General features: G+C 66.8%; 21 protein-coding genes. 7 read left to right on the top strand and 14 right to left on the bottom strand.

All coding sequences use genetic code 11. From position 1 onward, the window contains the following. Positions 1–3: 3 nt before the first annotated feature. The 8 genes from AO057_RS11335 to AO057_RS11300 all read right to left on the bottom strand — a co-directional run bounded on the left by AO057_RS11335 (position 4) and on the right by AO057_RS11300 (position 6,053). Positions 4–606, bottom strand: coding sequence for a Maf family protein (locus tag AO057_RS11335; protein WP_057675954.1), 603 nt, complete (start codon positions 604–606; stop codon positions 4–6). Then, a complete protein-coding gene (rlmH, locus tag AO057_RS11330) occupies positions 599–1,066 on the bottom strand; it encodes a 23S rRNA (pseudouridine(1915)-N(3))-methyltransferase RlmH (protein WP_057675951.1) in 468 nt (155 codons plus the stop codon). Before rlmH ends, AO057_RS11335 begins: the two co-directional genes overlap by 8 nt. Then, positions 1,063–1,806, bottom strand: coding sequence for a ribosome silencing factor (gene rsfS / locus AO057_RS11325; protein WP_057675949.1), 744 nt, complete (start codon positions 1,804–1,806; stop codon positions 1,063–1,065). Before rsfS ends, rlmH begins: the two co-directional genes overlap by 4 nt. Next, complete coding sequence (gene nadD, locus AO057_RS11320; protein WP_057677267.1) at positions 1,806–2,387, bottom strand: nicotinate (nicotinamide) nucleotide adenylyltransferase; 582 nt, start codon at positions 2,385–2,387, stop codon at positions 1,806–1,808. The genes rsfS and nadD overlap by 1 nt, the downstream gene beginning before the upstream one ends. 17 nt (positions 2,388–2,404) lie before the next feature. Then, entirely contained in the window at positions 2,405–3,334 is a 930-nt protein-coding gene (gene hemF / locus AO057_RS11315; RefSeq protein ID WP_057675947.1) for an oxygen-dependent coproporphyrinogen oxidase, read from the bottom strand. Positions 3,335–3,338: 4 nt separating this feature from the next. Continuing rightward, complete coding sequence (locus tag AO057_RS11310) at positions 3,339–3,986, bottom strand: 1-acyl-sn-glycerol-3-phosphate acyltransferase (RefSeq protein WP_057675945.1); 648 nt, start codon at positions 3,984–3,986, stop codon at positions 3,339–3,341. Next, the gene (gene purD / locus AO057_RS11305) at positions 3,986–5,266 is read right to left on the bottom strand and encodes a phosphoribosylamine--glycine ligase (protein ID WP_057675943.1); all 1,281 of its coding nucleotides are present in this window, start codon (positions 5,264–5,266) and stop codon (positions 3,986–3,988) included. The genes AO057_RS11310 and purD overlap by 1 nt, the downstream gene beginning before the upstream one ends. A 67-nt stretch (positions 5,267–5,333) precedes the next feature. Continuing rightward, on the bottom strand, positions 5,334–6,053 hold the full coding sequence (locus AO057_RS11300) for a YebC/PmpR family DNA-binding transcriptional regulator (RefSeq protein ID WP_057675942.1): 720 nt from the start codon (positions 6,051–6,053) through the stop codon (positions 5,334–5,336). Between the two features lie 326 nt (positions 6,054–6,379). Between AO057_RS11300 and AO057_RS11295 the strand changes: the two genes are divergently transcribed. Next, positions 6,380–7,891, top strand: coding sequence for a helicase HerA-like domain-containing protein (locus tag AO057_RS11295; protein ID WP_057675940.1), 1,512 nt, complete (start codon positions 6,380–6,382; stop codon positions 7,889–7,891). Between the two features lie 795 nt (positions 7,892–8,686). Continuing rightward, positions 8,687–9,121, top strand: coding sequence for a TIR domain-containing protein (locus AO057_RS11285; protein WP_057675936.1), 435 nt, complete (start codon positions 8,687–8,689; stop codon positions 9,119–9,121). Positions 9,122–9,694: 573 nt separating this feature from the next. Here the strand turns inward: AO057_RS11285 and AO057_RS11280 are convergent. Together AO057_RS11280 and AO057_RS11275 are read right to left on the bottom strand one after the other, a co-directional pair. After that, positions 9,695–11,923 (bottom strand): RelA/SpoT family protein, encoded by a 2,229-nt coding sequence (locus AO057_RS11280; RefSeq protein ID WP_057675935.1) that lies wholly within the window; start codon positions 11,921–11,923, stop codon positions 9,695–9,697. Positions 11,924–11,930: 7 nt separating this feature from the next. Further along, the gene (locus tag AO057_RS11275; RefSeq protein ID WP_057675933.1) at positions 11,931–12,827 is read right to left on the bottom strand and encodes an alpha/beta fold hydrolase; all 897 of its coding nucleotides are present in this window, start codon (positions 12,825–12,827) and stop codon (positions 11,931–11,933) included. Positions 12,828–12,900: 73 nt separating this feature from the next. Between AO057_RS11275 and AO057_RS11270 the strand changes: the two genes are divergently transcribed. After that, the gene (locus AO057_RS11270) at positions 12,901–13,671 is read left to right on the top strand and encodes a 3-hydroxybutyrate dehydrogenase (RefSeq protein ID WP_057675931.1); all 771 of its coding nucleotides are present in this window, start codon (positions 12,901–12,903) and stop codon (positions 13,669–13,671) included. Positions 13,672–14,291: 620 nt separating this feature from the next. Here AO057_RS11270 and AO057_RS11265 read toward each other — a convergent pair. Together AO057_RS11265 and AO057_RS11260 are read right to left on the bottom strand one after the other, a co-directional pair. Then, entirely contained in the window at positions 14,292–16,787 is a 2,496-nt protein-coding gene (locus AO057_RS11265; protein WP_082605525.1) for a serine/threonine protein kinase, read from the bottom strand. 66 nt (positions 16,788–16,853) lie between these two features. Beyond that, complete coding sequence (locus AO057_RS11260; RefSeq protein WP_057675929.1) at positions 16,854–17,570, bottom strand: SIMPL domain-containing protein; 717 nt, start codon at positions 17,568–17,570, stop codon at positions 16,854–16,856. A gap of 163 nt (positions 17,571–17,733) precedes the next feature. On the opposite strand from AO057_RS11260, the gene ompR reads away from it, so the two are divergent. Continuing rightward, the gene (gene ompR / locus AO057_RS11255; protein ID WP_057675927.1) at positions 17,734–18,465 is read left to right on the top strand and encodes an osmolarity response regulator transcription factor OmpR; all 732 of its coding nucleotides are present in this window, start codon (positions 17,734–17,736) and stop codon (positions 18,463–18,465) included. A 71-nt stretch (positions 18,466–18,536) separates the two neighbouring features. Beyond that, positions 18,537–19,934: a sensor histidine kinase gene (locus AO057_RS11250; protein ID WP_082605647.1), complete on the top strand. Its 1,398-nt coding sequence runs from the start codon at positions 18,537–18,539 to the stop codon at positions 19,932–19,934. Between the two features lie 148 nt (positions 19,935–20,082). On the opposite strand, the gene ispF is transcribed toward AO057_RS11250, so the two are convergent. Beyond that, entirely contained in the window at positions 20,083–20,571 is a 489-nt protein-coding gene (gene ispF / locus AO057_RS11245; protein ID WP_057675925.1) for a 2-C-methyl-D-erythritol 2,4-cyclodiphosphate synthase, read from the bottom strand. Continuing rightward, entirely contained in the window at positions 20,568–21,290 is a 723-nt protein-coding gene (gene ispD / locus AO057_RS11240; protein WP_057675923.1) for a 2-C-methyl-D-erythritol 4-phosphate cytidylyltransferase, read from the bottom strand. The genes ispF and ispD overlap by 4 nt, the downstream gene beginning before the upstream one ends. A 97-nt stretch (positions 21,291–21,387) precedes the next feature. On the opposite strand from ispD, the gene mfd reads away from it, so the two are divergent. Together mfd and AO057_RS11230 are read left to right on the top strand one after the other, a co-directional pair. Then, positions 21,388–24,888: a transcription-repair coupling factor gene (gene mfd, locus AO057_RS11235; RefSeq protein ID WP_057675921.1), complete on the top strand. Its 3,501-nt coding sequence runs from the start codon at positions 21,388–21,390 to the stop codon at positions 24,886–24,888. 9 nt (positions 24,889–24,897) lie between these two features. Further along, complete coding sequence (locus tag AO057_RS11230; RefSeq protein ID WP_057675920.1) at positions 24,898–25,518, top strand: hypothetical protein; 621 nt, start codon at positions 24,898–24,900, stop codon at positions 25,516–25,518.

Raw genomic sequence — 25,518 nt, 5'->3', positions numbered from 1 at the left:
GTCTTATATCTTGAAGCCGAACGCCTGCAGCAATTGTGCCGTCTCGTGCATGGGCAGTCCCATGATGCCAGAGTAGCTGCCCGAGATATGCGAGATGAAAGCCGCCGCCCTGCCCTGCACCGCATAGGCCCCAGCCTTGCCCATGGGCTCGCCGCTGGTCACATAGGCGGCGATCTGCTGGCGACTCATGGGAGCGAAGGTCACGCGCGAGGTGCTCAGGGCCTGCACGCGCCGGCGTGGCGTGCCGATGGCCACCGCGGTCAGCACACGGTGGCTGCGCCCGGCCAGCTCGCCCAGCATGCGCCGGGCATCCGCCGCATCCGCTGGCTTGCCGTAGATGGCGCGCCCCAGGGCCACGGTCGTGTCAGAACACAGCACGGGGGCTGCGGGCAGGCCACGGCGTTTGAGGCGCTCCAGGGCAGCATCCAGCTTGAGCTGGGTCACGCGCTGCACATAGGTGGCCGGGGCTTCGCCCGGCAGCACCGCTTCGATGCCCTCGGCGTCCTCGTCCGCGTCGGGCAGCAGAAGTTCATGGCGCACACCAAGTTGCTCGAGCAGCTGGCGGCGGCGCGGGCTCTGGGACGCCAGGTGGATAAAGTCACTCACGGTGGTAGGGATGGTTGGCGTTGATGGACCAGGCGCGGTAGAGCTGCTCGACCAGCAGCACACGCACCATGGCGTGCGGCAGGGTCAGATCCGAGAGGCGGATGCGTTCGTGCGCGCCCTGGCGAAACGCCGGCTCCAGCCCGTCGGGGCCGCCGATGACCAGGGCCACGTCGTCACCGTCCAGCTGCCAGTCCTTGAGCTTGGCCGCCAGGGCCATGGTGCTCAGCGTGGTGCCGCGCTCGTCCAGCGCGACAATGCGGGTGCCTTTGGGAATCGCTTCCTCGATGCGCTTGCGCTCGGCCGCCATCAGTTGCTCCACGGTCCTGGAGCCGCGCGGTTCGGTCTTGACGGCCTTGAGCTCCACCCGCAACTCCGGGGGGAAACGCTTGGCGTAGTCGTCCCAGGCCGTCTGCGCCCAGTCGGGCACGCGCTGGCCGACCGCGACGATCAGCAGCTTCACCGGGCCTTGCGGGTCGCCGTCTTCTTCGCCGGGGCCTTGGTCGTCCTGCTGGCCGGTTTGGCGGCGGTCTTGGCGGCTGCCTTTTTCGCCGGCGCCTTGGTGGCATTCACCTTGACGGTCTTGATCGGGGTCTTGGCCGGGGCCTTGCGGGCCGGTGCCTTGGCGGCAGCCGTCTTCCTGGCTACCGGCTTGCCCGCGGCCTTCTTGCGGTCGGCCGCCTTCTTCTCCTCGGCCTTCTTCAGCTGGGCGCGCGAAGGATAGGCCTCAGCCACACCCTGCTTGGCCGCGCTGGCGCGGCGCAGGCTGCCGGTCTTGGCAGGGGCGACCGCCTTGGCCGGCGCCTTTTCGGCCACCTTGGCCGCCGGCTTGTCGGCACCGAACTTCAGGCGGATGGGCGTCTCGCCCCACAGGTCTTCCAGGTGGTAGTACTGGCGGATGGCCGGCTGCATGATGTGCACCACGGCAGCGCCGCAGTCGACGATGATCCATTCACCGTTCTCCTCACCTTCCATGCGCGGCTTGGCAAAACCGGCATCGCGCACCGCGTCGCGCACGCTGGCCGCCAGCGCCTTGGTCTGGCGGTTGGAGGTGCCCGAGGCCACCATCACCCGCTCGAACAGCGCCGAGAGCTTCTCGGTATTGAACACCTGGATGTCCTGGGCCTTCACGTCCTCCAGGCCATCGATGATGGCGCGCTGGAGTTTCTGGATGTCTTTTTTGGCGGCGGTTTCGGTGGTCATCAGGTGCTTTGATAGAGATTATGTTGTTCAATATAGCGCGCAACGGCGGGGCTGACCAGTGGGGCAATGCCCTGCTGGCTGGCGACGCGGGCGCGGATGCCGGTGGCGCTGATGTCCATGGCCGGCATCTGCAGCTTGCAGAAACGGCCCGCCATCTCGGGCGGGGGGACAAAACGGGTTTCCTGGCCGGTCAAAAGATCCCGGTCAGCTACACAAATTATAGCAAGATGGACAATCTCCTCCCAATGGCGCCAGGTCGGCAGCACATCGGCCTGGTCCTTGCCCATGACCAGATAGAGTTCGGCCCGCGGGTTTTCGGCGTGCAGTTCACGCAGGGTGTCCAGGGTGTAGGACGGGCCGGCACGGCGGATTTCCCGGTCGTCCAGTTGCACCTGGGGCAGCCCCTCAAACGCCAGCTGGCTCATGGCCAGCCGGTGCGCGGCGGCGGTGAGCGGCCGGCTCTTGTGCCAGGCCTGGCCCGTGGGCAACACGCACAGCGCATCGAGCTGGAGCTGTTCGATGGCGGCCTGGGCCAGGGCGCGGTGCGCCAGATGCGGCGGGTCGAAGGCGCCGCCGAACATGCCGATTTTGTGGAGGCTCAAATGGTGATCCAGTCGCGCCGGGGAAGGAAGCGGGTGTAGAGCTCAGCCTCGGGGGTACCAGGCGCAGGCTGCTGCTGGTAGGACCAGCTCACCAGCGGCGGCATGGACAGCAGGATGGACTCGGTACGGCCACCGGACTGCAAGCCGAAATGCGTGCCACGGTCCCAGACCAGGTTGAATTCGACGTAACGGCCCCGGCGGTAGAGCTGGAAGGCACGCTCGCGCTCGCCGTGGTCAAGATGCTGGCGGCGCTCGACGATGGGCAGGTAAGCCGGCAGGAAGGCGTCCCCCACGGCACGCAGCATGGCGAAACTTCCCTCGAAGCCCAGCTCCGAGAAATCATCGAAGAACACACCGCCGACGCCGCGCTGCTCGTTGCGATGCTTGAGGAAGAAGTATTCATCGCACCAGGTCTTGAAACGCGGGTACTTGTCCTCGCCGAAGGGCTTGAGCGCATCGCGGCAGACGGTATGGAAATGCACCGCGTCTTCCTCGAAGCCGTAATAGGGTGTCAGGTCCATGCCGCCGCCAAACCAGCAGACCTCCTGCCCGTCCTTGCCCTTGGCCGCCAGCATGCGCACGTTCATGTGCACCGTGGGCACATAGGGGTTACGCGGATGGAAGACCAGCGAGACGCCCATGGCCTCGAAAGGCGCACCAGCCAGTTCGGGCCGGTGCTGGGTGGCCGAAGGCGGCAGCCGTGGGCCCTGGACGTGCGAAAAACCGCAGCCGGCACGCTCGAACACCGGGCCGTTTTCCAGGATCTTGGTGAGGCCCTGGCCCTGCAAGGGTTCACCCGGCTCCTTCTGCCAGGCATCGGCCAGGAAGCTGCTGCCGTCGATGCCGGCAATGGCCTCGGTGATGCGCTGCTGCAGGCCCTGCAGGTAGTCGCGCACGGTGTGGACGTTGGAGTGGGCGGTCGTCATGGCTTCATTTCACGATGGTTTCGGCGCGCGGCACGTTGCTGTCGAGCAGGCGGATGGGGGCGGCATGGCCAGGTCGGCAACCCGTCACACCATCGAATACGGCCGCGATGCGCTGGAAATCGGCGGTTTCGTCCCCGCTGAGGCGGATGAAGTCGGTCACCTTCACCTCACGCAGGCGGTAGTCCACGCGCACCAGGCCCAGCGGTACACCGGCCTGCACGGCCACGCGGTAAAAACCGCTGCGCCAGCCAGGAATGTATTTGCGCGTGCCCTCGGGCGCCACGGCCAGCCAGAAATACTCGCCCCGGGCCCTGGCCTGCTCCAGCTGTGCCACGGTATCGGCGACGACGCCGTGGGCGGAGGTGCGCTCCACCGGCACTCCGCCCAGGCTGCGCATCCAGCGACCGAACAGGGGAAAACGAAACAGGCTGTCCTTGCCCCAGAAACGCACCGGAATGCCGATGGCCCATTTGACGAGCAGCAGGTTCACGAAATCCCAGTTGCTGGTGTGCGGGTAGACCGCCAGCACGCCCTGCATGACCGGCAGGCCCTCGAAATGGACGCGCCAGCCCATGTGGCGCAGCAGCCAGCGCGCCAAGGCGCTGCCGCGGAACTGCACCGGATAGGGCCGGGAATAGTCGCTGCTGGACATCAACTCTTGATGGCGCGGTAACCGATGTCACGGCGATATTGCATGCCGTCGAAGCGTATGCCCTGGGCCAGCTCGTAGGCGCGCTGCTGCGCCTGCCTGGTCGTGTCGCCCAGCGCGGTCACGCACAGCACGCGGCCGCCGGTCACCTGCACCTGGCCGTCCTTCAAGGTGGTACCGGCGTGGAAGACCACGCCCTCGTCGGTATCGGCCGGCAGGCCGGTGATGACGTCGCCCTTGCGAGGGTTCATGGGGTAGCCGTGCGCGGCCATCACCACGCCCAGCGCGATGCGGCGGTCCCAGTCGAGCTCGACCTGGTCGAGCTTGCCGTCGGTGGCCGCCAGCATGACGTCCACCAGGTCGGTCTTGAGGCGCATCATGATGGGCTGGGTCTCGGGGTCGCCCATGCGGCAGTTGAACTCCAGCGTCTTGGGGGCGCCACTGCCATCGATCATCAGGCCGGCGTAGAGGAAGCCGGTGTAGGGAATGCCGTCCTTCTCCATGCCCTTGATGGTGGGCAGGATGATCTCGCGCATGGCGCGGGCGTGCACGGCCGGCGTCACCACGGGCGCGGGCGAATAGGCGCCCATGCCGCCGGTGTTGGGGCCCTGGTCGGCGTCCAGCAGGCGCTTGTGGTCCTGGCTGGTGGCCAGCGCCACCACGTTCTTGCCGTCGCACAGCACGATGAAGCTGGCTTCCTCACCCTGCAGGAACTCCTCGATGACCACACGTGCCCCGCCCTCGTTGTGGCTCACGCCCAGTTTGTTGTCCAGCAGCATGAAGTCGATGGCCTCATGCGCCTCGGCCGCCGTCATGGCCACCACCACACCCTTGCCTGCGGCCAGGCCGTCGGCCTTGACCACGATGGGCGCGCCCATCTTCTCGACGTAGGCATGGGCGGCCACCGGGTCGGAGAAAGTGTCGTATTCGGCCGTAGGAATGCCGTGGCGCTTCATGAAGGCCTTGGAGAAAGCCTTTGAGCTCTCCAGCTGGGCCGCCGCTTTGGTGGGGCCAAAGACACGCAGGCCGTGCGCGCGGAACTCGTCCACCACGCCAGCGGCCAGCGGGGCCTCGGGGCCGACCACGGTCAGGCCGATCTTCTCGGCCAGGGCCCAGGCGCGCAGTTCCTGCACGTCGCTGATGGGCACATTGACCAAGCGCTTGTCGCGCGCGGTACCGCCGTTGCCAGGCGCGACATAAATCATCTGCACCTTGGGAGACTGGGCCAGTTTCCAGGCCAACGCGTGTTCCCGGCCGCCGCCACCTATCACTAAGACTTTCATATCAATCCAAATCCTTGCTTGCCACGTCTACGCCGGCGAACTGCCCCGCTACGCGCGAGGGTACGTCTTAAAGTGCAGCGTTGTGGTAGACCTCCTGGACGTCGTCCAGGTCTTCCAGCACATCCAGCAGCTTCTGCATCTTCGCAGCGTCATCGCCGCTGAGTTCAATGGTGTTCTCGGGGCGCATGGTCACACCGGCCACCTCGGCCTTGAGGCCGGCGGCTTCCAGCGCGTTCTTCACGGCCTCGAAATCGTGGGGCGTGGTCAGCACCTCGATGGCGCCGTCGTCATCACTCACCACATCCTCGGCGCCAGCCTCCAGCGCCACTTCCATGACCTTGTCCTCGGAGGTGCCCGGGGCGAAGATCAGCTGGCCGCAGTGCCTGAACTGGAAAGCCACCGAACCTTCCGTGCCCATATTGCCGCCCTGCTTGCTGAAGGCGTGGCGCACCTCGGCCACGGTGCGCACGCGGTTGTCGGTCATCGTGTCGACGATGATGGCCGCGCCGGCGATGCCGTAACCCTCGTAGCGGATTTCCTCGTAGGTCACGCCTTCCTGGTTGCCCGTGGCCTTGTCGATGTTGTACTTGACGCGGTCAGCCGGCATATTGGCCGCCCTGGCCTTGTCGATAGCCAGGCGCAGGCGCGGGTTGGCCGACGGGTCACCACCGCCGGCGCGGGCCGCCACGGTGATTTCACGGACGATGCGGGTCCAGATCTTGCCGCGCTTTTCGTCCTGCCGCCCCTTGCGGTGTTGGATATTGGCCCATTTACTGTGTCCAGCCACGGGGTGCCCTTCAAATTTCGTTAACCTATAAGGGATGGTGTTCAAAACTCCCGTCATGTGCGTTCGAGTCAAAAACGGGATGATTTGACCGCCAACACCGCGCATCGTGTGCTGAGGCACACGCAAGCGGTTTGGTGGGCAAAGGGCCCGTTTTTGGCCGAACCCTTCGGGGCGCGACTTTGCGGGCGATCAGCGTTGTTGCAAAACCAGGCAAGTCGTCCAGGCTTGCCTTGGGTTTTGCGCCTAGCCGCTCATCCCGCAAACTCGCGCCGCACGCGACGCGAGTTTTGAATACCATCCCTGTAATTGTACTTTTAGGGACTTCCATGGCTGAACCCATCCTGATTGCGCAGCACGGCGACGTGCATTGTTTCCTGCGCCCCGACAAGGCCAACCGCCACGGCCTGATCACCGGCGCCACCGGCACCGGCAAGACCATCACCCTGCAAACCCTGGCCGAAGGCTTCTCGCGCATCGGCGTGCCGGTCTTCCTGGCCGACATCAAGGGCGACCTGACCGGCATCTCGCAGGCCGGCAAGATCAGTGACAAGCTGGCCAAGGTGATCGCCGAGCGCGGCCTGCCCACGCCCTCCTCCCAGGCCTGCCCCACCACCTTGTGGGACGTGTTCGGCACCCAGGGCCACCCGGTACGCGCCACCGTCAGCGACCTGGGCCCCCTGCTGCTGGGCCGCATGCTCAACCTGAACGAAACCCAGGAAGGCGTGCTGCAGCTGGTCTTCAAGATCGCCGACGACCAGGGCCTGCTGCTGCTGGACCTGAAAGACCTGCGCGCCATGTGCCAGCATGTGGGCGACAACGCCTCGCAGTTCACCACCGAGTACGGCAACATCAGCGCGGCCAGCATCGGCGCCATCCAGCGCGGCCTGCTGCAGATCGAAAGCCAGGGCGGCGACAAGTTCTTCGGCGAGCCCATGCTCAACATCGCCGACTTCATGCAGACCGACGGCAAGGGCCACGGCGTGGTCAATGTGCTGGCGGCCGACAAGCTGATGAACTCGCCGCGCCTGTACGCCACCTTCCTGCTGTGGCTGCTCTCCGAGCTCTTCGAACAACTGCCCGAGGTCGGCGACCTGGACAAGCCCAAGCTGGTCTTCTTCTTCGACGAAGCCCACCTGCTCTTCAACGACTCGCCCAAGGCCCTGCTGGAGCGCATCGAACTGGTGGTGCGCCTGGTGCGCAGCAAGGGCGTGGGCGTGTATTTCGTCACCCAGAACCCGCTGGACATCCCCGACACCGTGCTGGGCCAGCTGGGCAACCGCGTGCAGCATGCGCTGCGCGCCTTCACACCGCGCGACCAGAAAGCCGTCAAATCCGCAGCCGAGACCATGCGCCCCAAGCCGGGCCTGGACATCGCCGCGGCCATCACCGAACTCGGTGTGGGCGAGGCCCTGGTCAGCCTGCTCGACGAAAAAGGCCGGCCCAGCCTGACCGAGCGTGTCTACGTGCTGCCTCCGGGCAGCCAGATCGGCCCGGTCAGCCCCGAGCAGCGCCAGGCCCTGCTGGCCAACTCGGTGGTGGCCGGCGTCTATGAGAAGACGCTGGACCGCGAATCGGCCTTCGAGCATCTGGCCAGCCGAACGCAGCAGAAGCAGGCCCAGGAAAAAGCAGCGGGCGAGGCCGCCGCGGCCCAGAAAGCCGGCGGTGGTGGCCTGCTCGACAGCCTGGGCGGCATCCTGGGTGGCGGGGCCGGCCGCACGCGCGCCAGCGCCGGCGAGCAGCTGATCAAGAGCGCGGCCAGTTCCATCGGCCGCGAGGTCGGGCGGCAGATCATCCGCGGGGTGCTGGGCAGCATCCTGGGCGGGAGCAAACGGCGTTGACACCCGCACACGCAGGCTCGTCGCAAGTGATAGATTTCCCCCCAAGCTACAGCGAGCAAGCGACCCACCGTCGCCTGCCGTCCTGAAGGAGTTCCCAGCGTGGCCACCTCTGCCCCCAACCCGCGAACATCCAGCTCTGCCAAAAAGGCCGGCGTGACCAGCGCCCAGGACACGATCGACTGGCGCATCAAGGAGTTGCGCGCGTTCGACGTATCCCGCATCGGGGACCGCTGGGACCCGAGTCTTGAAAGCCTGAAAAAAGGCGTCAATGACGCCTTGGCCGAGGTTTTTGGCAACAACTCAGCGGACTACAAGAAATTCGAGTTGGCAGCATTCGATGCGACGCTGCCCTCGGACTTCAGCGGCCGCTATTCCACCGAAGAATTGCAGCAGGCGGTCAAGGAAGGCGTGGAGCAGGCCATCCTGAGCTTGAAACGCGTGAAAGTCCTGCTGGCGGAGCGCGCCCGGCAACAGCCGGCTGCTCCTGCTCCTGCTCCTGCTCCTGCTCCTGCTCCTGCTCCTGCTCCTGCTCCTGCTCCTGCTCCGACTCCGACTCCGACTCCGACTCCGACTCCGACTCCGACTCCGACTCCGACTCCGACTCCGACTCCGACTCCGACTCCGACTCCGGCTCCGGCTCCGGCTCCGGCTCCCGTGCCGCCTGCGCCCAAGCCTGCACCTGCACCGGAACCTGTGACCATGCCTACACCCGCTCCCGCGCCAACCCCCGTGCCCATCAAGGCACCGGCGCCACAACCGGCAGTTGAATCCAGCCCCGCCGTCTCAGCATCCCCTGTGAACATCCGTGTCACGGTCGTCAGCCACGATGCGCAGGTCCGCGACGCCACGCTGAGCCTCGTCAGGCAACTGGGGTTGCAGCCCTCCTTCCTGCCAGAGCTCTCGAACCCGAGCGGCGGGGCCTTCTTCAATCGACTGGAGCATCTGGCCGATCTGCAATACGCCATCGTCCTCCTGCCGGCCAACGCCCTGGACGCGGCTGCCGGCGGACTCAAGGCCCTGTCACCCGGGCTGTTGATGGAGCTCGGCTTCCTGTTGGGCACCGTGGGCAAGGATCGGGTCTTTTTCCTGGTGCCAGGCCCTGCGGCCAAGCCCTTGCCCTGGGACGGGGTCGCGAGCGTTTCCATGGATGACGCAGGCCTGTGGCGCCTGCTGCTGGCCCGTGCCATGAAACAGGCCGGACTGGACGTGGACTTGAACCGCGCCCTCTGATTTCCATGCGTTCGCTGTATTGCCGGGATATGCGCCCGGCAGCGCACTCACTTTCTCTTGCTTCGCCAAGAGAAAGTAAGCAAAGAGAAGGCGAGCCGGGTGCGTCGTCCCTCCGCTGCGCTACGGGCACGCTGCGTTGCTCGGGATCGGCGGGAAGCGCAGAAACTCGGCTAGCGCCTCAAACATCTGCGCTTCTTTTTCCGCCGCTGCCTGCGCTACTCGCCTCCGCACACGGCGGTGGGGAACCGGATACCAAATACCCAAAACAACAAGGACGCGCCATGGCGCGTCCTTGTGGGGTTCGGTTGTTGGTTCCCGGCTGTTTGGCTCCCCATGCCGTGTGGCAGGGCTGAGCAGCGCAGCAGCGGGCGGATCAGGGCGGGCGTTGTTTGAGCGCAGCGAGTTTAGCCCGACCCCGCCCGCTGCGAGCAGCGCAAGGTACCCCGCAGGGGCCCTGACTTCGGCTCGCCTTTCTTTTGGGTACTTTGCTTTGGCGAAGCAAAGAAAAGTACCTCGCCCGCCGGGGCGAGTCCCGGCCTGCCACGCAAGCAAAGAAGACAACCTAAAAAGGAGTCAGCGCCGCCGCGCCGTCCTCACCCCCGACAACCCGGCCACCGTCGCCAGCACCTTCCCCAGCCGCCCCGAATCCGAAATTTCCACCGTCAGCGTCATCCACGCCACGCCCTTGACCGTCTGCGTCTGCGCACCCACGACGTTGAACTTTTCCTTGGAGAAGACTTCCAGGATGTCGCGCAGCAGGCCCTGGCGGTCGGCTGCCTCGATGGACACGTCCACCGGGTAGAGCGGCACCTCGCCGCCCTTGGGCACGCCCCATTCGACCTCGATCACGCGCTCGCCGTGTTTTGCCACCAGCTGGTGCAGGTTGCTGCAGTCGGCGCGGTGCACGCTGACGCCCTTGCCACGCGTGACGAAGCCGCGGATCTCGTCCGGTGGCGCGGGTTTGCAGCATTTGGCCAGTTGCGTGAGCAGGGAATCGACGCCCACCACCAGCACGCCGCCACGTGAGCTGCTGCCGCCCTTGAATTTCTTGAGCAGGGCCTGCTCGTCGGCCGGCGCTGGCGGTTCGGCCGGGCGCAGCACGGTCTCGATGCTGCGCAGCGAGAACTCGTCCTTGCCGACGACCTCGAACAGGGCCTCGGCCGAGGCGAAACCCAGTTGCGAGGCCAGGTCGTCCAGTTTGATGGCGGTGCGGCCTTCGCGCTGCAGCAGCTTTTCCACCGCCTCGCGGCCGCGCGCGATGGTCTCGTGCGTGGCCTGGGCGTTGAACCAGGCGCGCACCTTGCTGCGCGCACGCGGGCTGACCATGAAGCCGAGTTCGGTGTTGAGCCAGTCGCGTGAGGGGCCGCCTTCCTTGGCGGTGACGACCTCCACGGTCTGGCCGTTTTTCAGTGGCGTGTTCAGCGGCACCATGGCGCCATCGATACGGGCACCGCGGCAGCGGTGGCCCAGGGTGGTGTGCACGCTGTAGGCGAAGTCCACCGGCGTGGCGCCTTGTGGCAACTCGACGATGGCGGCGTCGGGCGTGAGCACGTAGATGCGGTCCTCGAACACGCCCTGTGCCTGCTGCGGACCCGACAGGTCGCGCTCCCAGGCCAGCAGCTGTCGCAGCACGGCGATCTTGGCGTCGTAGGCGCTGTCGGCCGTCACGCCCGAGTAACCCTTGGCGCCGGCCTCCTTGTAGGCCCAATGCGCGGCCACGCCGTGCTCGGCGTGTTCGTGCATGGCCTGGGTGCGGATCTGGATCTCGATCGGGCGGCCCTCGGCATCGCGCACGATGGTGTGCAGCGACTGGTAGCCGTTGGCCTTCGGTCTGGCGATGTAGTCGTCGAACTCTTCGGTCACGGGCGTGAACTGGCTGTGCACCCAGCTCAGCGCCGCGTAGCAGTCGGGCACGCTCTGCACTACGATGCGCAGCGCACGCACGTCGTAGACGTGGTCGAAGTCCAGCGACTTGCCGCGCATCTTCTTGACGATGCTGTAGATGTGCTTGGGCCGGCCCTGCACCTGGGCGGGGATGCCCTGCGTGCGCAGTTCGGTCTCCAGCCGTTCGCGCAGGTGCAGCACGTAGTCTTCTCGCTCGATGCGTTTCTCATCCAGCAGGCGCGCAATCTGCTTGTAGGTGTCGGGTTCCAGGAAGCGGAAGGACAGGTCCTCCATCTCCCACTTGATCTCCCAGATGCCCAGGCGGTTGGCCAGTGGTGCGAACACGTTGAGCGACTCGGCCGCCAGGCCGGCGGGCACCGGTTGTTTGGTGGCCGCGAAATAGCGCAGCGTCTGCAACCGCGAGGCCAGGCGCAGCAGCACCACGCGCAGGTCGCGCGAGAAGGCCAGCAGCATCTTGCGCACGTTCTCGGTCTGCGCTGCCGTGGTCTGGGCCATGGGCACCGGCGTGCCGGCACGCAATGCGGCCTGCTGGGCCGCACTGGCCTGGCGCTGCACCTGCACCAGCTTGGTGGTCTCCACGGCCAGCTCGGCATAACTCTCGCCGAAGGCCTTGCTGATGGTCTCCTGCGGCTTGTTCAGGTGATTGCTGGTGTAGACCAGGTAGCAGGCCGCCTGCATGGCCTCGGAACCACCGATGGACTGGAGGATGGCGGCCACCGCATCGGCATGGACCAGGGTGTTTTCACCGGTGTCCAGCGCTTCGTTGGCCAGCAGGGGTTCGGCAAAGGCGCGTGCGCGGACCAGGGCATGCGCCTGTTCGGGCAGGCTGTGGGCAGTGGCGGCGATCAGCGGCGAGCGCGGTTCGCCGCCGGGCGATTCGGACGCGTGGCTTTTCATGGGTGGCTCACGCGCCCGAGCCGAGCAGGAAATCGCAGACCGACTGAACCTGGTCGGCCGCGACCAGGGTGGGTGCGTGGCCGACGCCGGGGAATTCGACGAGCTGCGCGCGCGGGCCGCGTTGGGTCATGGCCAGGGCCGTCTCGGGCGACAGCAGGTCGGAGTTGGCGCCGCGCAGCAGCAGCGTGCGGGCCGTGATGGCGTCGTAAAGCTGCCAGAGTGTCTTTTCGCCTTGCGCCGAATTTTCCTGCGTCAGCCTGCCATAGGGCACGGCAATGGCCGGGTCGTAGTGCAGCATGAGACCGCTGCCATCGCTGGCCGGCTTGAGCATGGGCCGCGTCAGCGCCAGCCACTGCTCGCGTGTGTGCGGGCCGAAACCCACGGAAATCAGGCGCAGCGCCTCGGCCGCCTGCTCGACGGAACTGAAACGAACCGGTGCGCCCAGGTACTCGCCGATGCGCTGGATGGCCTGCCAGGAAATGGCCGGGCCCACGTCATTGAGTACGAGCTTGCGGATCTTGTACGGCAACTGCGGCTGGCCGGCGAGCACCAGGCCGATCAGGCCGCCCATGCTGGTGCCGACCCAGTCCAGCGTGACGGGCTTCAATTCGCCCAGCAGCACCAGCATGTCGGCCGCATAGGCGGGGATCTGGTAGCCCATGGGGTCCTTGAGCCAGTCGCTCTGGCCACGGCCCGCCACGTCCGGGCAGACCACGCGCAGCTGACCGCCGGCGCGATCGCACAGGGCCTGGGCCAGCACGTCGAAGTCGCGCCCCTGTCGCGACAGGCCGTGCACGCACATCACCACATGGCTCGCTGTCGGGTTGCCCCATTGCCACCAGGCCATGCGGTGGCCGCCAGCGGCGTCGGGACAGGTTACGTAGTTCAGCGTAGGCTCGGACATGGTGAAATCAGATCATCGGGTGCACTTGGCATCATCCTAATTCAAACGTACAGTCTTTATAGGAGACATCAGCATGCTCAAAGGAAAAACAGCCCTCGTCACCGGCTCCACCAGCGGCATCGGCCTGGGGATCGCCAAGGCCCTGGCCCGCCAGGGCGCCAACATCGTGCTCAACGGCTTCGGCGACGTCGAAGGCCCGAAGGCCGAGATCGCTGCGCTGGGTGTCAAGGTGGCCTACCACGGTGCCGACATGAGCAAACCGGCCGAGATCGAGGACATGATGAAACACGCCGCAGCCCAGTTCGGCCGCGTCGACATCCTGGTCAACAACGCCGGCATCCAGCACGTGGCGCGCATCGAGGACTTCCCCACCGAGCGCTGGGACGCGATCATCGCCATCAACCTGACCAGCGCCTTTCACGCCACGCGCCTGGCCCTGCCCGCCATGCGCGCGGCCAACTGGGGTCGCATCATCAACGTGGCTTCGGTGCACGGCCTGGTGGCCTCGGCCGAGAAGTCGGCCTACGTGGCGGCCAAGCACGGCATCGTGGGTCTGACCAAGGTCACTGCACTGGAGAACGCCAGCACGGGCGTGACCTGCAACGCCATCTGCCCGGGCTGGGTGCTTACCCCGCTGGTGCAGAAGCAGGTGGACGCCAAGGCCGCCGCGCTGAAAATCTCCAACGAGGAAGCCAAGAAGCTGCTGCTGGGCGAGAAGGAACCGTCCATGCAGTTCACCACCCCGGACGAACTGGGCGAACTCGCCGTGTTCTTCTGCTCAGCTGCTGGCAACAATGTGCGGGGGGTGGCTTGGAATATGGATGGGGGTTGGGTGGCGCAGTGATGCGCTTCTTGCCTTCTTGCTAGGTTTCTTCTGTCGTGGCGAGCCGGGTCTCGCCCCGGCGGGCGACTCACTTTCTCTTGCTTCGCCAAGAGAAAGTAAGCAAAGAGAAGGCGAGCCGAAGTCAGGGCCCCTGCGGGGTACCTTGCGCTGCTCGCACCGGGCGGGGTCGGGCTAAACTCGCTGCGCTCAGACAACGCCCGCCCTGATCCGCCCGCTGCTGCGCTGCTCAGCCCTGCCACACGGCATAGGGGGCCGAACAGCCAGGGAACCAACAGCCGGACCCCACAAGGACGCACCATGGCGCGTCCTTGTTGTTTTGGTATTCGTACCCGGTTCCTTCCGCCGTCATGAGGAGGCGAGTAGCGCAGGGAGCGGCGGATCAAGAAGCGCAGATGTTTGAGGCGCTAGCCGAGTTTCTGCGCTTCCCGCCGGTCCCGAGCAACGCAGCGTGCCCGTAGCGCAGCGCAGGGTCGACGAATCCGGCTCGCCTTTCTTTGCTTACTTTCTTTGGCGAAGCAAAGAAAGTAAGTGCGCTGTCGGGCGCATCACCCGACACCAAACCCGCAGCCGGAGCGAGACCCGGTAATGCCACGCCCGCCAGAGCATAGGCCAACAGAAGCTCAGGACGACTGCCGAAACGCCATCACCGCCTGATTGCGCAAGGTCCGCAACAGCGCCAGCTCCTTCTCCCCCAGCTGCAACTCTCCCTGCTGTCCCTTGTCGGCATAGATCAGGCCGAAGGGCGCGCCTTTGAGCATCAGCGGCAAAAGCAGGAAAGACGACGCATGGACCGCTGTGCGGTACCAGTCCGGCAGCCGCTCAGCCACGCGCGTGGCGCCGGCATCGCTGATCATGGTGTCGACGCCCTTGCTGCAGACCGCGGAAAACAGGTCACTCTTCTGCGGGTGCAGCGGAATATGGAAGGACTTGACGATCTGCTCCACGCCCGGGCCCAGGCCGAAGCGGCCGGTCAGTGCATCCTGCTTGGCATCGCGCATGCAGAACACGATCTGGCGAAAGCCCATGGCCCGGAACATGGTCTCCAGGATCATGCGCAGGATGTCGCTGAGCTTGAAGTCCTCGACCATGGCGTTGGTGATGTCCTGGATGCCGGCCGCCAGCATTTCGGCCACGCGCTGCGACTCCAGCGCCAATGCCGCGATCTGCTCGGGCGTCACGGGCTGGGTGGCATGCAATTCGAAGGACGCCACCGAGTCGTGAAAAGCGTCAGCCCCAATCGGGTCGTGCAGGGTCACGGTCAGCGGGGTCGCCCCTCCCGTGGGAACGGACTGCAGCAGGCGGGCGGCTGGCGAATCGGGTGCCACCTTGAACTCCATGGCGCGCGCCAGCTCGGCCAGCTTTTCGCGCGCACGCTGGGTCGCGGTGTCGACGCCCTTGGCGTCGATCCCGATACAACGCGCATAGCGCTGCCCCACCTGCGCCAGCTTGACCTGGGCAGACTTCGGTTCGCTGTGCAACAGGACATCGGCCATCTCGTTGGAGGCCAGGGCGATCCAGCGCAGCCGGTCGGCGAGTTCCTTGGGCGGCGTGGCCGGCGCCGGGCCGGTCGGCTTGCGGATGCAGTGCTGGATGGTGTCTGGCAGATGCCAGGCCTTGCTGATGCCCACGCCCAGTTGCTCGTAGCTGATGCCCAGCACGGTGATCGTGGCGCTGTCCTCGGACACGGGCTCCTTGCCACCGGTCAGGGCGCGCACGGCACGCGCTTCTTCCGGGAAATAGTATTCCGTCAGCAGGCGCCCCAGGTTCTGGAACATGGCACCCAGGAAGGCCTCCTCGCCCTCGCTGCGCACCGGGCTGAGTTCGATGGCAATCGCACCGGCCATCAGCGAGCGCAGGAACTCTTCCTTGAGCAGGTTGGCGTGTGCCTTGTCCTGCATGTGCTCGAGCAGCACCAGGCTCAGCGCCATGTTGCGGATGCCGTTGAAGCCCACCAGCGTGACCGCGCGCGACACGGTGCTGATGGTGCCCCCACGCGCGTACTGCGGGGTGTTGACCACGCGCAGCAGCTTGTTGGTCAGCGCCACATCCTTGAGGATCTCGTTGGTCAGGGTGGCGACGCTCTCGCGGTCCGAACTGGAGATGCTCTGGATGCGCACGATGGAGCCCGACATGGCCGGGAAATCGCTTTTGTGGCGCATGCGCCGCAGCAGGAACTCGACGGTGCCGCTGCTGCCTTTTTCGTCGGCATCGCTCAGCGGCGTGGTCACCGGTCGCAGCCATTTCTTCAACTCGTCGCGAAACACCTGGGCTGAGGGATGACGCTGGCGCGGGTCGCGCGCCAGGCCGCGCAGCAGGATGGTGCGCAGCGCGTCATCGGCCTCGCCGCCCAGCTCCGGCGGCAGCCGCAGATCCTCCAGCGCCACACGCTGCATGGCGCGCCAGGGATCGCGCTCGTCGATCAGGCGCTGGCCACTGAGCATCTCCGTCAGCACGACAGCGGCGGAAAAGATGTCCATGGCCGGCGTCGGCGGCGCTCCCGTGGCAGCCTCCGGCGACATATACCCCGGCGTACCACCGGTCGCCTGCGCGGCCTTGGCCGGCACGGGCTGTGCCTCGCTCTCCTGGACACGCACGGCGATGCCGAAATCCATGACGCGCGCGCGGCCACTGTGGTCGACCAGCACGTTGGAAGGCTTGAGATCGCGATGCACGATGCCGGCGGCATGCGCAGCGGCCAGCGCTTCCAGCACGTCGACCATCAGGCCCGCCGCCTCGCCCGGTGGCAGCGCACCGCGCTGGTGCAGGATCGCGGCCAGGGTCTGGCCAGGCACGTACTCGAAGACCAGGTAGGGCTGCTGGTCCTCCACATCGGCCTCGAAGACCGGGATGATGTTGGGGTGCGTCAGGCGGCTCACACTGCGGGCTTCCTGCAGCCACTGGGCCACCAGCGCCGCATCGGCGCCCTGCTCGGGGCGCAGCAGCTTGATGGCCACCTCTCGCTCCAGGCGCGGATCAAAAGCCAGCCAGACCGTGGCTTGCCCACCCTGGCCGATCAGGCGCTGCAGCTTGAAACGCCCGATGCTGTCGCCCACCTTGGGTTCAGGCAAGGCCGCAGCGGGACGCCGGGGGTTCTGAAAGGTGGGCAGGGGCAACATGGCTGTTCCAAGCAGTGTAGGTCGGCTCTGGAGCCGCGCAAGCCCGGGACTTACCCGGGCTTGTTTTTATTTGAGTTGCACCGAACCGCTGACGGTGACCTGCACCTGGGCCTGGCCGGCCTCGACCGGCAGTGGCGCGTCGGAGGACATGCTGCTCTTCGCCTCCATGGCCATGAAGCGCGGGCGGATCTGCGCGCCCTGCTCCTGGCTGTTGATGTTGATCTCGCGCAGGCTGTAGCCGCTGAAACCGAAGCCCCGCGCGATGTCCGTGGCCCGGGCGCGGAAACGCTCGATGGCCTGGGCCTGGGCCTGCTGCTCCAGGCGCTCGCGCTGCTCGCGACTCAGGCCGAAGACCGTCTGCGTCACCGCCATGCCCTGGACGCGACCGGCCAGGGCCGCAATGCGCTCCAGATCGCTGCCGGACAGCACCAGCTCGGCCGTGCCCTGCCAGGTGCTGATGCGCCCGTCGCGGTTGCTGCGCGGGAAGAGGCTGAAATTGCCGCTGCGCACCTCCAGGGCCCCGGGCTGGGCGGCGGGGCGCGCCTCGGCCAGGGCCGCGTCCAGCACGGCCTTGAGCTGTTGCTGCACCACCGCCGGGTCGCTGCCCTCGCGCGTGGCGCGCAGCGTCACGCTGAGCTGGTCCTGGCGCGCCTCCAGCGTGGCCGTGGCCGTGAACTGAACGACATCACGCGGCATCGGCCCCAGCTGGGCTTGGGCCACAGGCGCGGCCCACAGGCCGGCGGCCAGCAGCAGAACGGGGGCGGAAGGGAAAAGGGATTTCATGGAACAGGACTCCTGGGGCTACCCGGCATTCTTGCGAGGACGTACTTGCGCATTGGGCCGAGATTTGTAACAGTATGTCAAAGTCAGGCCTCCTGGAGGCTGAGGGCCGGTTGTGACCGGCAGAATCCGCAGCTTGCACACCGTCCAAGGCCGAGCATAGAACATGACGTCCATTTCAAGCCGTACCGACAAGATCCTGGTGGTCGATGATGACGCGCGCATCCGCGATCTGCTGCGCCGCTACCTGACGCAGGAGGGTTTCGAAGTCTTCCAGGCCGAAGACGGCAAGTCCCTCACTCGCATCCTGCTGCGCGAGACGGTAGACCTGATCGTGCTCGACCTCATGATGCCCGGCGAGGACGGCCTGTCCATCTGCCGCCGCCTGCGCGCGGCCAACGACAAGACCCCCATCATCATGCTGACCGCCAAGGTCGAGGACGTGGACCGCATCGTCGGCCTGGAGGTCGGCGCCGACGACTACCTGGGCAAGCCCTTCAACCCGCGTGAGCTGCTCGCGCGCATCAACGCCGTGCTGCGGCGGCGCCCGGCACTGGAGGCGCCCGGCGCGCCTTCGAGCGACCAGGAAGTGGTGAGCTTCGGCCCCTATACCTTCGACATGGGCGCGCGCACCCTGCGCAAGGAGGGCGAGGAGCTGCCCCTGACCACGGGCGAGTTCGCGATGCTCAAGGCCCTGGTACGGCATCCGCGCCAGCCCATGTCGCGCGAAAAACTGGCCCAGCAGGCCCGCGGGCGCGAGTTCGAGCCCTTCGACCGCAGCCTGGACGTGCAGGTCTCGCGCCTGCGCAAGCTCATCGAGGTCGACCCGGCCGTGCCGCGCTACATCCAGACCGTCTGGGGCGTGGGTTATGTCTTCGTACCGGACGGTGCAGGTTGATCTTTCGCAGCCATCGTTCTCCCGCCCCGCTGCGCTCCTCCCTGCTGGATCCGTCGCGCTGGCACTCACGGCTGACCGAGGAACAGCACGGCGGCAGCAATCCGCAGGAAACCACCCCGGCCGAACTCGAAGGCGAAGTGCGCGACCAGACCGGCCTGAGCCTGTTCTGGCGCACCTTCTTCCTGCTGGCCCTGCTGCTGTTCGGCAGCATCCTGGCCTGGCTGCAGACCCTGCGCGCACTGGAGTTCGAACCGCGCGCCATCCAGACCGCGCAGCAGATCGCCTCCCTGGTCAACCTCAGCCGCGCGGCGCTGATCCACTCCGACGCCATCATGCGTGTCTCGCTGATCAAGACCATGACCGAGAAGGAAGGCGTGCGCGTGCTGCCGCGCGAGCCACGCGACCGCTACGAGCCCTTCGACACCGACAGCGTGAACCGGCGCATCAACCAGGAACTGACGGCCCGCCTGGGCCCGGGCACCGTGGTGGCCAACAGCGTCAACGGCAAACCGGGGCTGTGGGTCGGCTTCGTGATCGACCGCGACAATTACTGGCTGCAGACCGACCGCTCGCGTTTCAACCAGACCGCCAGCAAGACGTGGCTGATCTGGCTGAGCACCGGCGCCCTGCTCTCGCTGGCCGGCGCGGCCATCATCGCGCGCCTGATCAACCGCCCGCTCAAGCAATTGTCCTTTGCCGCCAGCCGCATCCGCGAAGGCGACTTCGCCGCCAGCCGGCTCAACGAGCGGGTACCAACCACCGAAATCCGCCAGGTCAACATCGGCTTCAACCGCATGGCCCAGCGCCTGGCCAAGATCGAGCAGGACCGCGCCGTCATGCTGGCGGGCATCTCGCACGACCTGCGTACCCCCTTGTCGCGCCTGCGCCTGGAAACCGAGATGAGCGTGGCCGACCCCGACGCCCAGGCGCACATGGTGGCCGACCTGGAACAGCTCGACGCCATCATCGACAAATTCCTCGACTACGCGCGCCCCGACCACGTGCGCCTGTCACCGGTCAACATCAACGAGGTCATCCGCGCCAGCCTGTTCGCCTTCAAGGACCGTCCCGACATGTTGTTCAACCTGGACCTGCAGGACAACGTCTCGGTACTGGCCGACGCCGTGGAACTCGGCCGGGTCATCTCCAACCTGGTGGAAAACTCACGCCGTTACGGCAAGCATGCGGAGACCGGCATCACCACCGTGGACATCACCACCCGCGCGCGCGACCAGTGGGTACAGATCCGCGTGCGCGACCACGGCCCCGGCGTGGCGCCCGAGCACCTGCCCAACCTGACCAAGCCCTTCTACCGCGGCGACGAGGCCCGCACCGCCGCCACCGGGGCCGGCCTGGGCCTGTCCATCGTGGACAAGACGGTGCGCCGCATGGGTGGCAAGTTCGGCCTGGGCAACAGCAGCACCGGCGGCTTCACCATCCGCATCCAGCTCAAGCAGGCTCACGCCTGAGCCCCAAAACTTGTGAAGAAATCGTAGCGAGCGGCCCTAGCGCAAGGCGGACGGAGCGCAGCCACCGGAACGTACTTCAGGTACGTGAGGATGGCGAGCACCGCCCAACGCGGCGATCGGGTTGCGCAGTAGATTTATTCACAAGTTTTTAGCGCGCCAGCAGCACGATGGCCCTGGCCTCGATGCTCAGCCCCTCGCCCACGGGCCCCATCTTTTCGGCCGTCTTGGCCTTGACGTTGACCTGATCGGCCGCCAGGCCCAGCACGGCCGCGATGCGTTCGCGCATGGCCGAGATGTGCGGCGCCATCTTGGGCGCCTGGGCCACGATGGTGCTGTCCACGTTACCGATCTGCCAGCCCTGGGCGCGCACGCGCGCCGCCGCCTCGGCCAGCAGCACCGATGAATCGGCGCCCTTGAAGCGCGCATCGGTGTCGGGGAAATGGCGGCCGATATCACCCAGGCCGGCCGCACCCAGCAGCGCATCGGTGATGGCGTGCAGCAGCGCATCGGCATCCGAATGGCCCAGCAGGCCTTTCTCGTAGGGAATCTCGACGCCGCCCAGGATGAGCTTGCGCCCCTCGACCAGGGCATGCACGTCCCAGCCCTCACCGACCCGCATGGAAAAAAGAGTGCTCATGGCATTGTCCTTGTGGCGTCCGCCCGGGCCCGCAGCACGGCCTCGGCCAGCGCAAAGTCCTCGGGGTAGGTCACCTTGAAATTCTGGGCGCTGCCGCTCACCAGACGCGGCGCCAGGCCCAGCGCCTCGATGGCCGAGGACTCGTCGGTCACCTCCACGCCGGCCTGCGCCAGGGCACGCTGCAACAGCCCCAGGCGGAACATCTGCGGCGTCTGCGCCAGCCACTTGTCGCTGCGCGCCAGCGTGGCGCTGACCCGGCCGTCCTGTTCCTGCTTGAGCGTGTCGGGCAGTTTCAGCGCCAGCAGGCCGCCCACCTCGTCCTGCGCGCAAGCCTCGATCAGCTGGCCGATCTGCTGCGGCGTCACCAGGCAGCGCGCGGCGTCGTGCACCAGCACCCAGTCCTGCTCGCCGGCCCCCAGGCTGCGCAGCACGGCCAGGCCGTTCGTCACCGTGGCAGCGCGCGTCGCGCCACCGCAATCGGCCAGGGCATAACTGGCCGTGGTCACGGGTTCGAGAAAACGGTCGCCCGGGGCCACCACCACCAGGGTGCGCTGCAGTTGCGATACAGCGGCAAAGGCCGCCAGGGTATGCCGCACCATGGGCTGGCCCGCCACGGGCTGGTACTGCTTGGGGCCGGCACCGCCGGCGCGTGAACCGCTGCCGGCGCAGGGGATCAGGGCCCAGTAACGGGCGGTCGAAGGATGGGGATGGGCGCTCATGGGGGAGCCGTCATTCTAGGGCCTGCTCCACTAGAATGAGGGCTGCACACCCCCCGCCATCCGCGCGGGGGGTTTTTGTGTTTTGCATACCTGATTCATGGATCTCCCCAAACTCCAAGCCGGCAAGCGCTACACCCTGCCCCGCCCCACGGGCTCGTCCGACGCCTTGCTGCTGGCCCGCCTGGCCGAGCGCGAGCAGGCCGCCGGCCGGCTGCTGGCCATCGTCTGCGCCGATGCCACCGACGCCCAGCGCCTGATCGATGAGATCGCCTTCTTCAAGCCGGAGCTGCGCTGCGCCATGTTTCCCGACTGGGAAACCCTGCCCTACGACACCTTCTCGCCGCACCAGGACCTGATCAGCGAACGCCTGGCCACGCTCTGGCGCCTGTACAACCACGGCAAAGGCTCGCCCGAGGACACGACCGACATCGTGCTGATCCCGGCCACCACGGCGCTGTACCGCCTGGCGCCACCGGGTTTCCTGGCCGCGCACACCTTCTCCTTCAAGGCCAACCAGAAACTGGACGAGGCCCAGTTCCGCAGCCAGCTCACCCTGGCCGGCTACAACCACGTGACCCAGGTCGTGAGCCCGGGCGAGTACGCGGTGCGCGGCGGCCTGATCGACCTCTTCCCCATGGGCTCGCAAGTGCCCTTCCGCGTGGACCTGTTCGACAACGAGGTCGACTCCATCCGCACCTTCGACCCCGACAGCCAGCGCAGCCTCTACCCCGTGCCCGAGGTGCGCCTGCTGCCCGGGCGCGAATTCCCCATGGACGACGATTCGCGCGCGCTGTTCCGCCGCCGCTGGCGTGAGTTGCTTGAAGGCGACCCGACCAAGAGCCGCATCTACAAGGACATCGGCAACGGCGTGGCCACCGCCGGCATCGAGTACTACCTGCCCCTGTTCTTTGAAGAAACCGCCACCGTGTTCGACTACCTCGGCGCCGGCACCGACCAGGCCGCCACCGTGGTGCTGCACGGCGAGCTGGAGCCCGCACTGCAGCGCTTCTGGCAGGACACGAAAGAACGCTATCGCCTGGCCCAGGGCGAACCCGATCGGCCGCCGCTGCCACCCGAGTCGCTCTTCCTGGGCATCGAGCAGTTCTTCGGCCTGGCCAACGGCCACGCGCAGCTGGCCATACGCCCCGGCAATTCCGAGGGCGTGGCCGAATTCGATCCCCTGCCCGAACTCACCGTGGTGCGCGGCGCCGAAGACCCGCTGGCCAAACTGAAAGACCACGTCCGCAACACCCAGCACCGTGTGCTGCTGCTGGCCGAAAGCGATGGCCGGCGCGAAAGCCTGCTCGATTTCCTGCGTGCCAGCAGCGTCATCCCGCCGGCCTTCGACTCGCTGGAAGAGTTCCAGGCCAGCGACGAAAAGCTGGGCATCGCCACCGCCGCGCTCAACGTGGGGTTTGCCTGGACCGAAGAGGGCCTGGACTTCGTCACCGAGACCGAGCTCTTTGCCGCCGGTCCCAGCACACGCCGGCGCAAGAAACAGGAACAGGTCAGCGACGTCGAGTCGCTGATCAAGGACCTGTCCGAACTCAAGGTCGGCGACCCCGTGGTGCATGCCAGCCACGGCATCGGCCGTTACCGCGGCCTGGTGAACATGAGCGTGAGCGGCCAGCTGCAGGACGACGGCACACCCGAGATGCAGGAGTTCCTGCACCTCGAATACGCCGACAACGCCGTGCTCTACGTACCGGTCAGCCAGCTGCAGCTCATCAGCCGCTACACCGGCGTGAGTGCGGACGAAGCGCCTCTGCACCGCCTGGGCTCGGGCCAGTGGGACAAGGCCAAGCGCCGCGCCGCCCAGCAGATCCGTGATGCCGCCGCCGAGTTGCTCAACATCTACGCCCGCCGCGCCGCGCGTGAAGGCCATGCCTTCCGCTTCTCGCCGCGCGACTACGAGCAGTTCGCCAACGACTTCGGCTTCGAGGAAACCGCCGACCAGCGCGCCGCCATCCACGCCGTGGTGCAGGACATGGTGAGCCCGCGCCCCATGGACCGCCTGGTCTGCGGCGACGTGGGTTTCGGCAAGACCGAGGTCGCCCTGCGCGCGGCCTTTGTCGCCGTCACCGGTGGCCGCCAGGTGGCCTTCCTCGCGCCCACCACCCTGCTGGCCGAGCAGCACTACCAGACCCTGGTGGACCGTTTCTCCAAATGGCCGGTGAAGATCGCCGAGATGAGCCGCTTCCGCTCCGGCAAGGAGATCACGGCCGCGCTCAAGGGCATTGCCGACGGCAGCGTGGACATCGTGGTCGGCACGCACAAGCTGCTGAGCCAGGACACCAAGTTCAAGAACCTGGGCCTGCTCATCATCGACGAGGAACACCGTTTCGGCGTGCGCCACAAGGAAGCCGTCAAGGCCCTGCGCGCCGAGGTCGACGTGCTGACACTCACCGCCACACCCATCCCGCGCACCCTGGGCATGGCGCTCGAAGGCCTGCGTGATCTGAGCGTGATCGCCACCGCGCCGCAACGCCGCCTGGCCATCAAGACCTTTGTGCGCAACGAGGACAAGGGCGTGATCCGCGAAGCCGTGCTACGTGAATTGAAACGCGGCGGCCAGGTCTACTTCCTGCACAACGAGGTCGAGACCATCGAGAACCGCCGTGCCAGCCTGGAGCTGCTGCTGCCCGAGGCCCGCATCGATGTGGCCCACGGCCAGATGCCCGAGCGCCAGCTCGAAGCCGTGATGCGCGACTTCGTGGCCCAGCGCACCAACCTGCTGCTGTGTTCCACCATCATCGAGACCGGCATCGACGTGCCCTCGGCCAACACCATCGTGATCAGCCGGGCCGACAAGTTCGGCCTGGCCCAGCTGCACCAGCTGCGCGGCCGGGTCGGCCGCAGCCACCACCAGGCCTATGCCTACCTCATGGTGCCGGACAAGGAAAGCCTGACCAAGCAGGCTTCGCAACGGCTGGACGCCATCCAGGCCATGGAAGAGCTGGGCTCGGGCTTCTACCTGGCCATGCACGACCTGGAAATCCGCGGCGCCGGCGAGGTGCTCGGTGAAAACCAGAGCGGCAATATGCTGGAGGTGGGTTTCCAGCTCTACAACGAGATGCTCAGCGAGGCCGTGCGCTGCCTGCGCGAAGGCAAGGAGCCGGACCTGCTCTCGCCCATGAGCGTCACCACCGACATCAACCTGCACGCCCCCGCCCTGCTGCCTGACGACTACTGCGGTGACGTGCACATGCGCCTGTCCTTCTACAAGAAACTTGCCACCGCAAAAAAGACCGAGCAGATCGACGCGCTCATGGAAGAGATCGTCGACCGCTTCGGCAAGCTGCCGCCCCAGGCGCAAACGCTGATCGACGTGCACCGCCTGCGTGTCATCAGCCAGCCCTATGGCGTGGTCAAGGTGGACGCGGCGCCGCACCTGATCAACATCACCTTCCGCAAGGACGCGCCGGTGGACCCGGCCAAGGTGATCGAGCTGGTGCAGAAGAACCGCCACATCAAGCTGGCCGGCAACGAGAAGCTGCGCATCGAGCGCGAGCTGCCCGACCCCAAGGCCCGCGCCCATCTGGTGCGCGACGTGCTGCGCGCGCTCGGCACCCCGCGCACGGCAGACGCCGCGGCCTGAGGCACGAACATGGCCACGCTGCTCGAACCCCTGCTCGCGCTGCTCATCCTCTTGCCGGCCCTGTGGCTGCGGCCCTGGCGCCTGCTGGCCCGCAACGGCCTGCAGACGCCGCTGCTGGCCACCCTGGCCCTGCTGCCGCTGCTCTGGGCCCTGCCCTTCTGGCACGCCATGCCGCTGCAGCTGCAGTGGTCGGGCGCCTGCCTGGTCACGCTGAGCCTGGGCTGGCCGCTCGCGGTCCCCGTGCTCACCGGGGTGGGCGCCATCACCTGGCTCATCACCCCGGCCACGGGCGAGCAGGCCCTGGCCCTGCTGCTGTGGCAAGGGCTGGTGCCGGCCACGCTGGCGCTGGGCCTGGGCGGCCTGCTGCGCCGTTTTGTGCCGCACCACCCTTTTGTCTACGTGCTGGGCCGCGGTTTCTTCGGCACCGTCTTGTGCCTCTTCGCCGCCAGCCTGCTGGCCCAGGCCGCCGGCCACAGCCTGCCCAATATCGGTGACGAACTGGCCTGGGTGGCCCTCTGGCTCATGGCCTGGGGCGACGCCTTTGTCACCGGCATGATGGCCGCTATTTTTGTCGCCTACCGCCCGCAGTGGCTGGCGACCTGGTCCGACACGCTTTACCTGAAATCCTGA

The organism is Curvibacter sp. PAE-UM, from assembly GCF_001432305.1.
GTDB lineage: Bacteria > Pseudomonadota > Gammaproteobacteria > Burkholderiales > Burkholderiaceae_C > Hylemonella.
The sequence above is the reverse complement of the archived record's forward strand: the minus strand, read 5'-3'. Positions and strand labels throughout refer to the sequence as shown.

Coding starts and splice junctions, on each gene's coding strand:
- AO057_RS11295 (WP_057675940.1), top strand. CDS start 6,380: ATGGCTGAACCCATCCTGATTGCGCAGCACGGCGACGTGCATTGTTTC.
- AO057_RS11280 (WP_057675935.1), bottom strand. CDS start 11,923: ATGAAAAGCCACGCGTCCGAATCGCCCGGCGGCGAACCGCGCTCGCCG.
- AO057_RS11275 (WP_057675933.1), bottom strand. CDS start 12,827: ATGTCCGAGCCTACGCTGAACTACGTAACCTGTCCCGACGCCGCTGGC.
- mfd (WP_057675921.1), top strand. CDS start 21,388: ATGGATCTCCCCAAACTCCAAGCCGGCAAGCGCTACACCCTGCCCCGC.
- hemF (WP_057675947.1), bottom strand. CDS start 3,334: ATGACGACCGCCCACTCCAACGTCCACACCGTGCGCGACTACCTGCAG.
- purD (WP_057675943.1), bottom strand. CDS start 5,266: ATGAAAGTCTTAGTGATAGGTGGCGGCGGCCGGGAACACGCGTTGGCC.
- AO057_RS11310 (WP_057675945.1), bottom strand. CDS start 3,986: ATGTCCAGCAGCGACTATTCCCGGCCCTATCCGGTGCAGTTCCGCGGC.
- rsfS (WP_057675949.1), bottom strand. CDS start 1,806: ATGACCACCGAAACCGCCGCCAAAAAAGACATCCAGAAACTCCAGCGC.
- AO057_RS11260 (WP_057675929.1), bottom strand. CDS start 17,570: ATGAAATCCCTTTTCCCTTCCGCCCCCGTTCTGCTGCTGGCCGCCGGC.
- AO057_RS11270 (WP_057675931.1), top strand. CDS start 12,901: ATGCTCAAAGGAAAAACAGCCCTCGTCACCGGCTCCACCAGCGGCATC.
- AO057_RS11230 (WP_057675920.1), top strand. CDS start 24,898: ATGGCCACGCTGCTCGAACCCCTGCTCGCGCTGCTCATCCTCTTGCCG.
- AO057_RS11265 (WP_082605525.1), bottom strand. CDS start 16,787: ATGTTGCCCCTGCCCACCTTTCAGAACCCCCGGCGTCCCGCTGCGGCC.
- ispD (WP_057675923.1), bottom strand. CDS start 21,290: ATGAGCGCCCATCCCCATCCTTCGACCGCCCGTTACTGGGCCCTGATC.
- ompR (WP_057675927.1), top strand. CDS start 17,734: ATGACGTCCATTTCAAGCCGTACCGACAAGATCCTGGTGGTCGATGAT.
- nadD (WP_057677267.1), bottom strand. CDS start 2,387: ATGTTCGGCGGCGCCTTCGACCCGCCGCATCTGGCGCACCGCGCCCTG.
- ispF (WP_057675925.1), bottom strand. CDS start 20,571: ATGAGCACTCTTTTTTCCATGCGGGTCGGTGAGGGCTGGGACGTGCAT.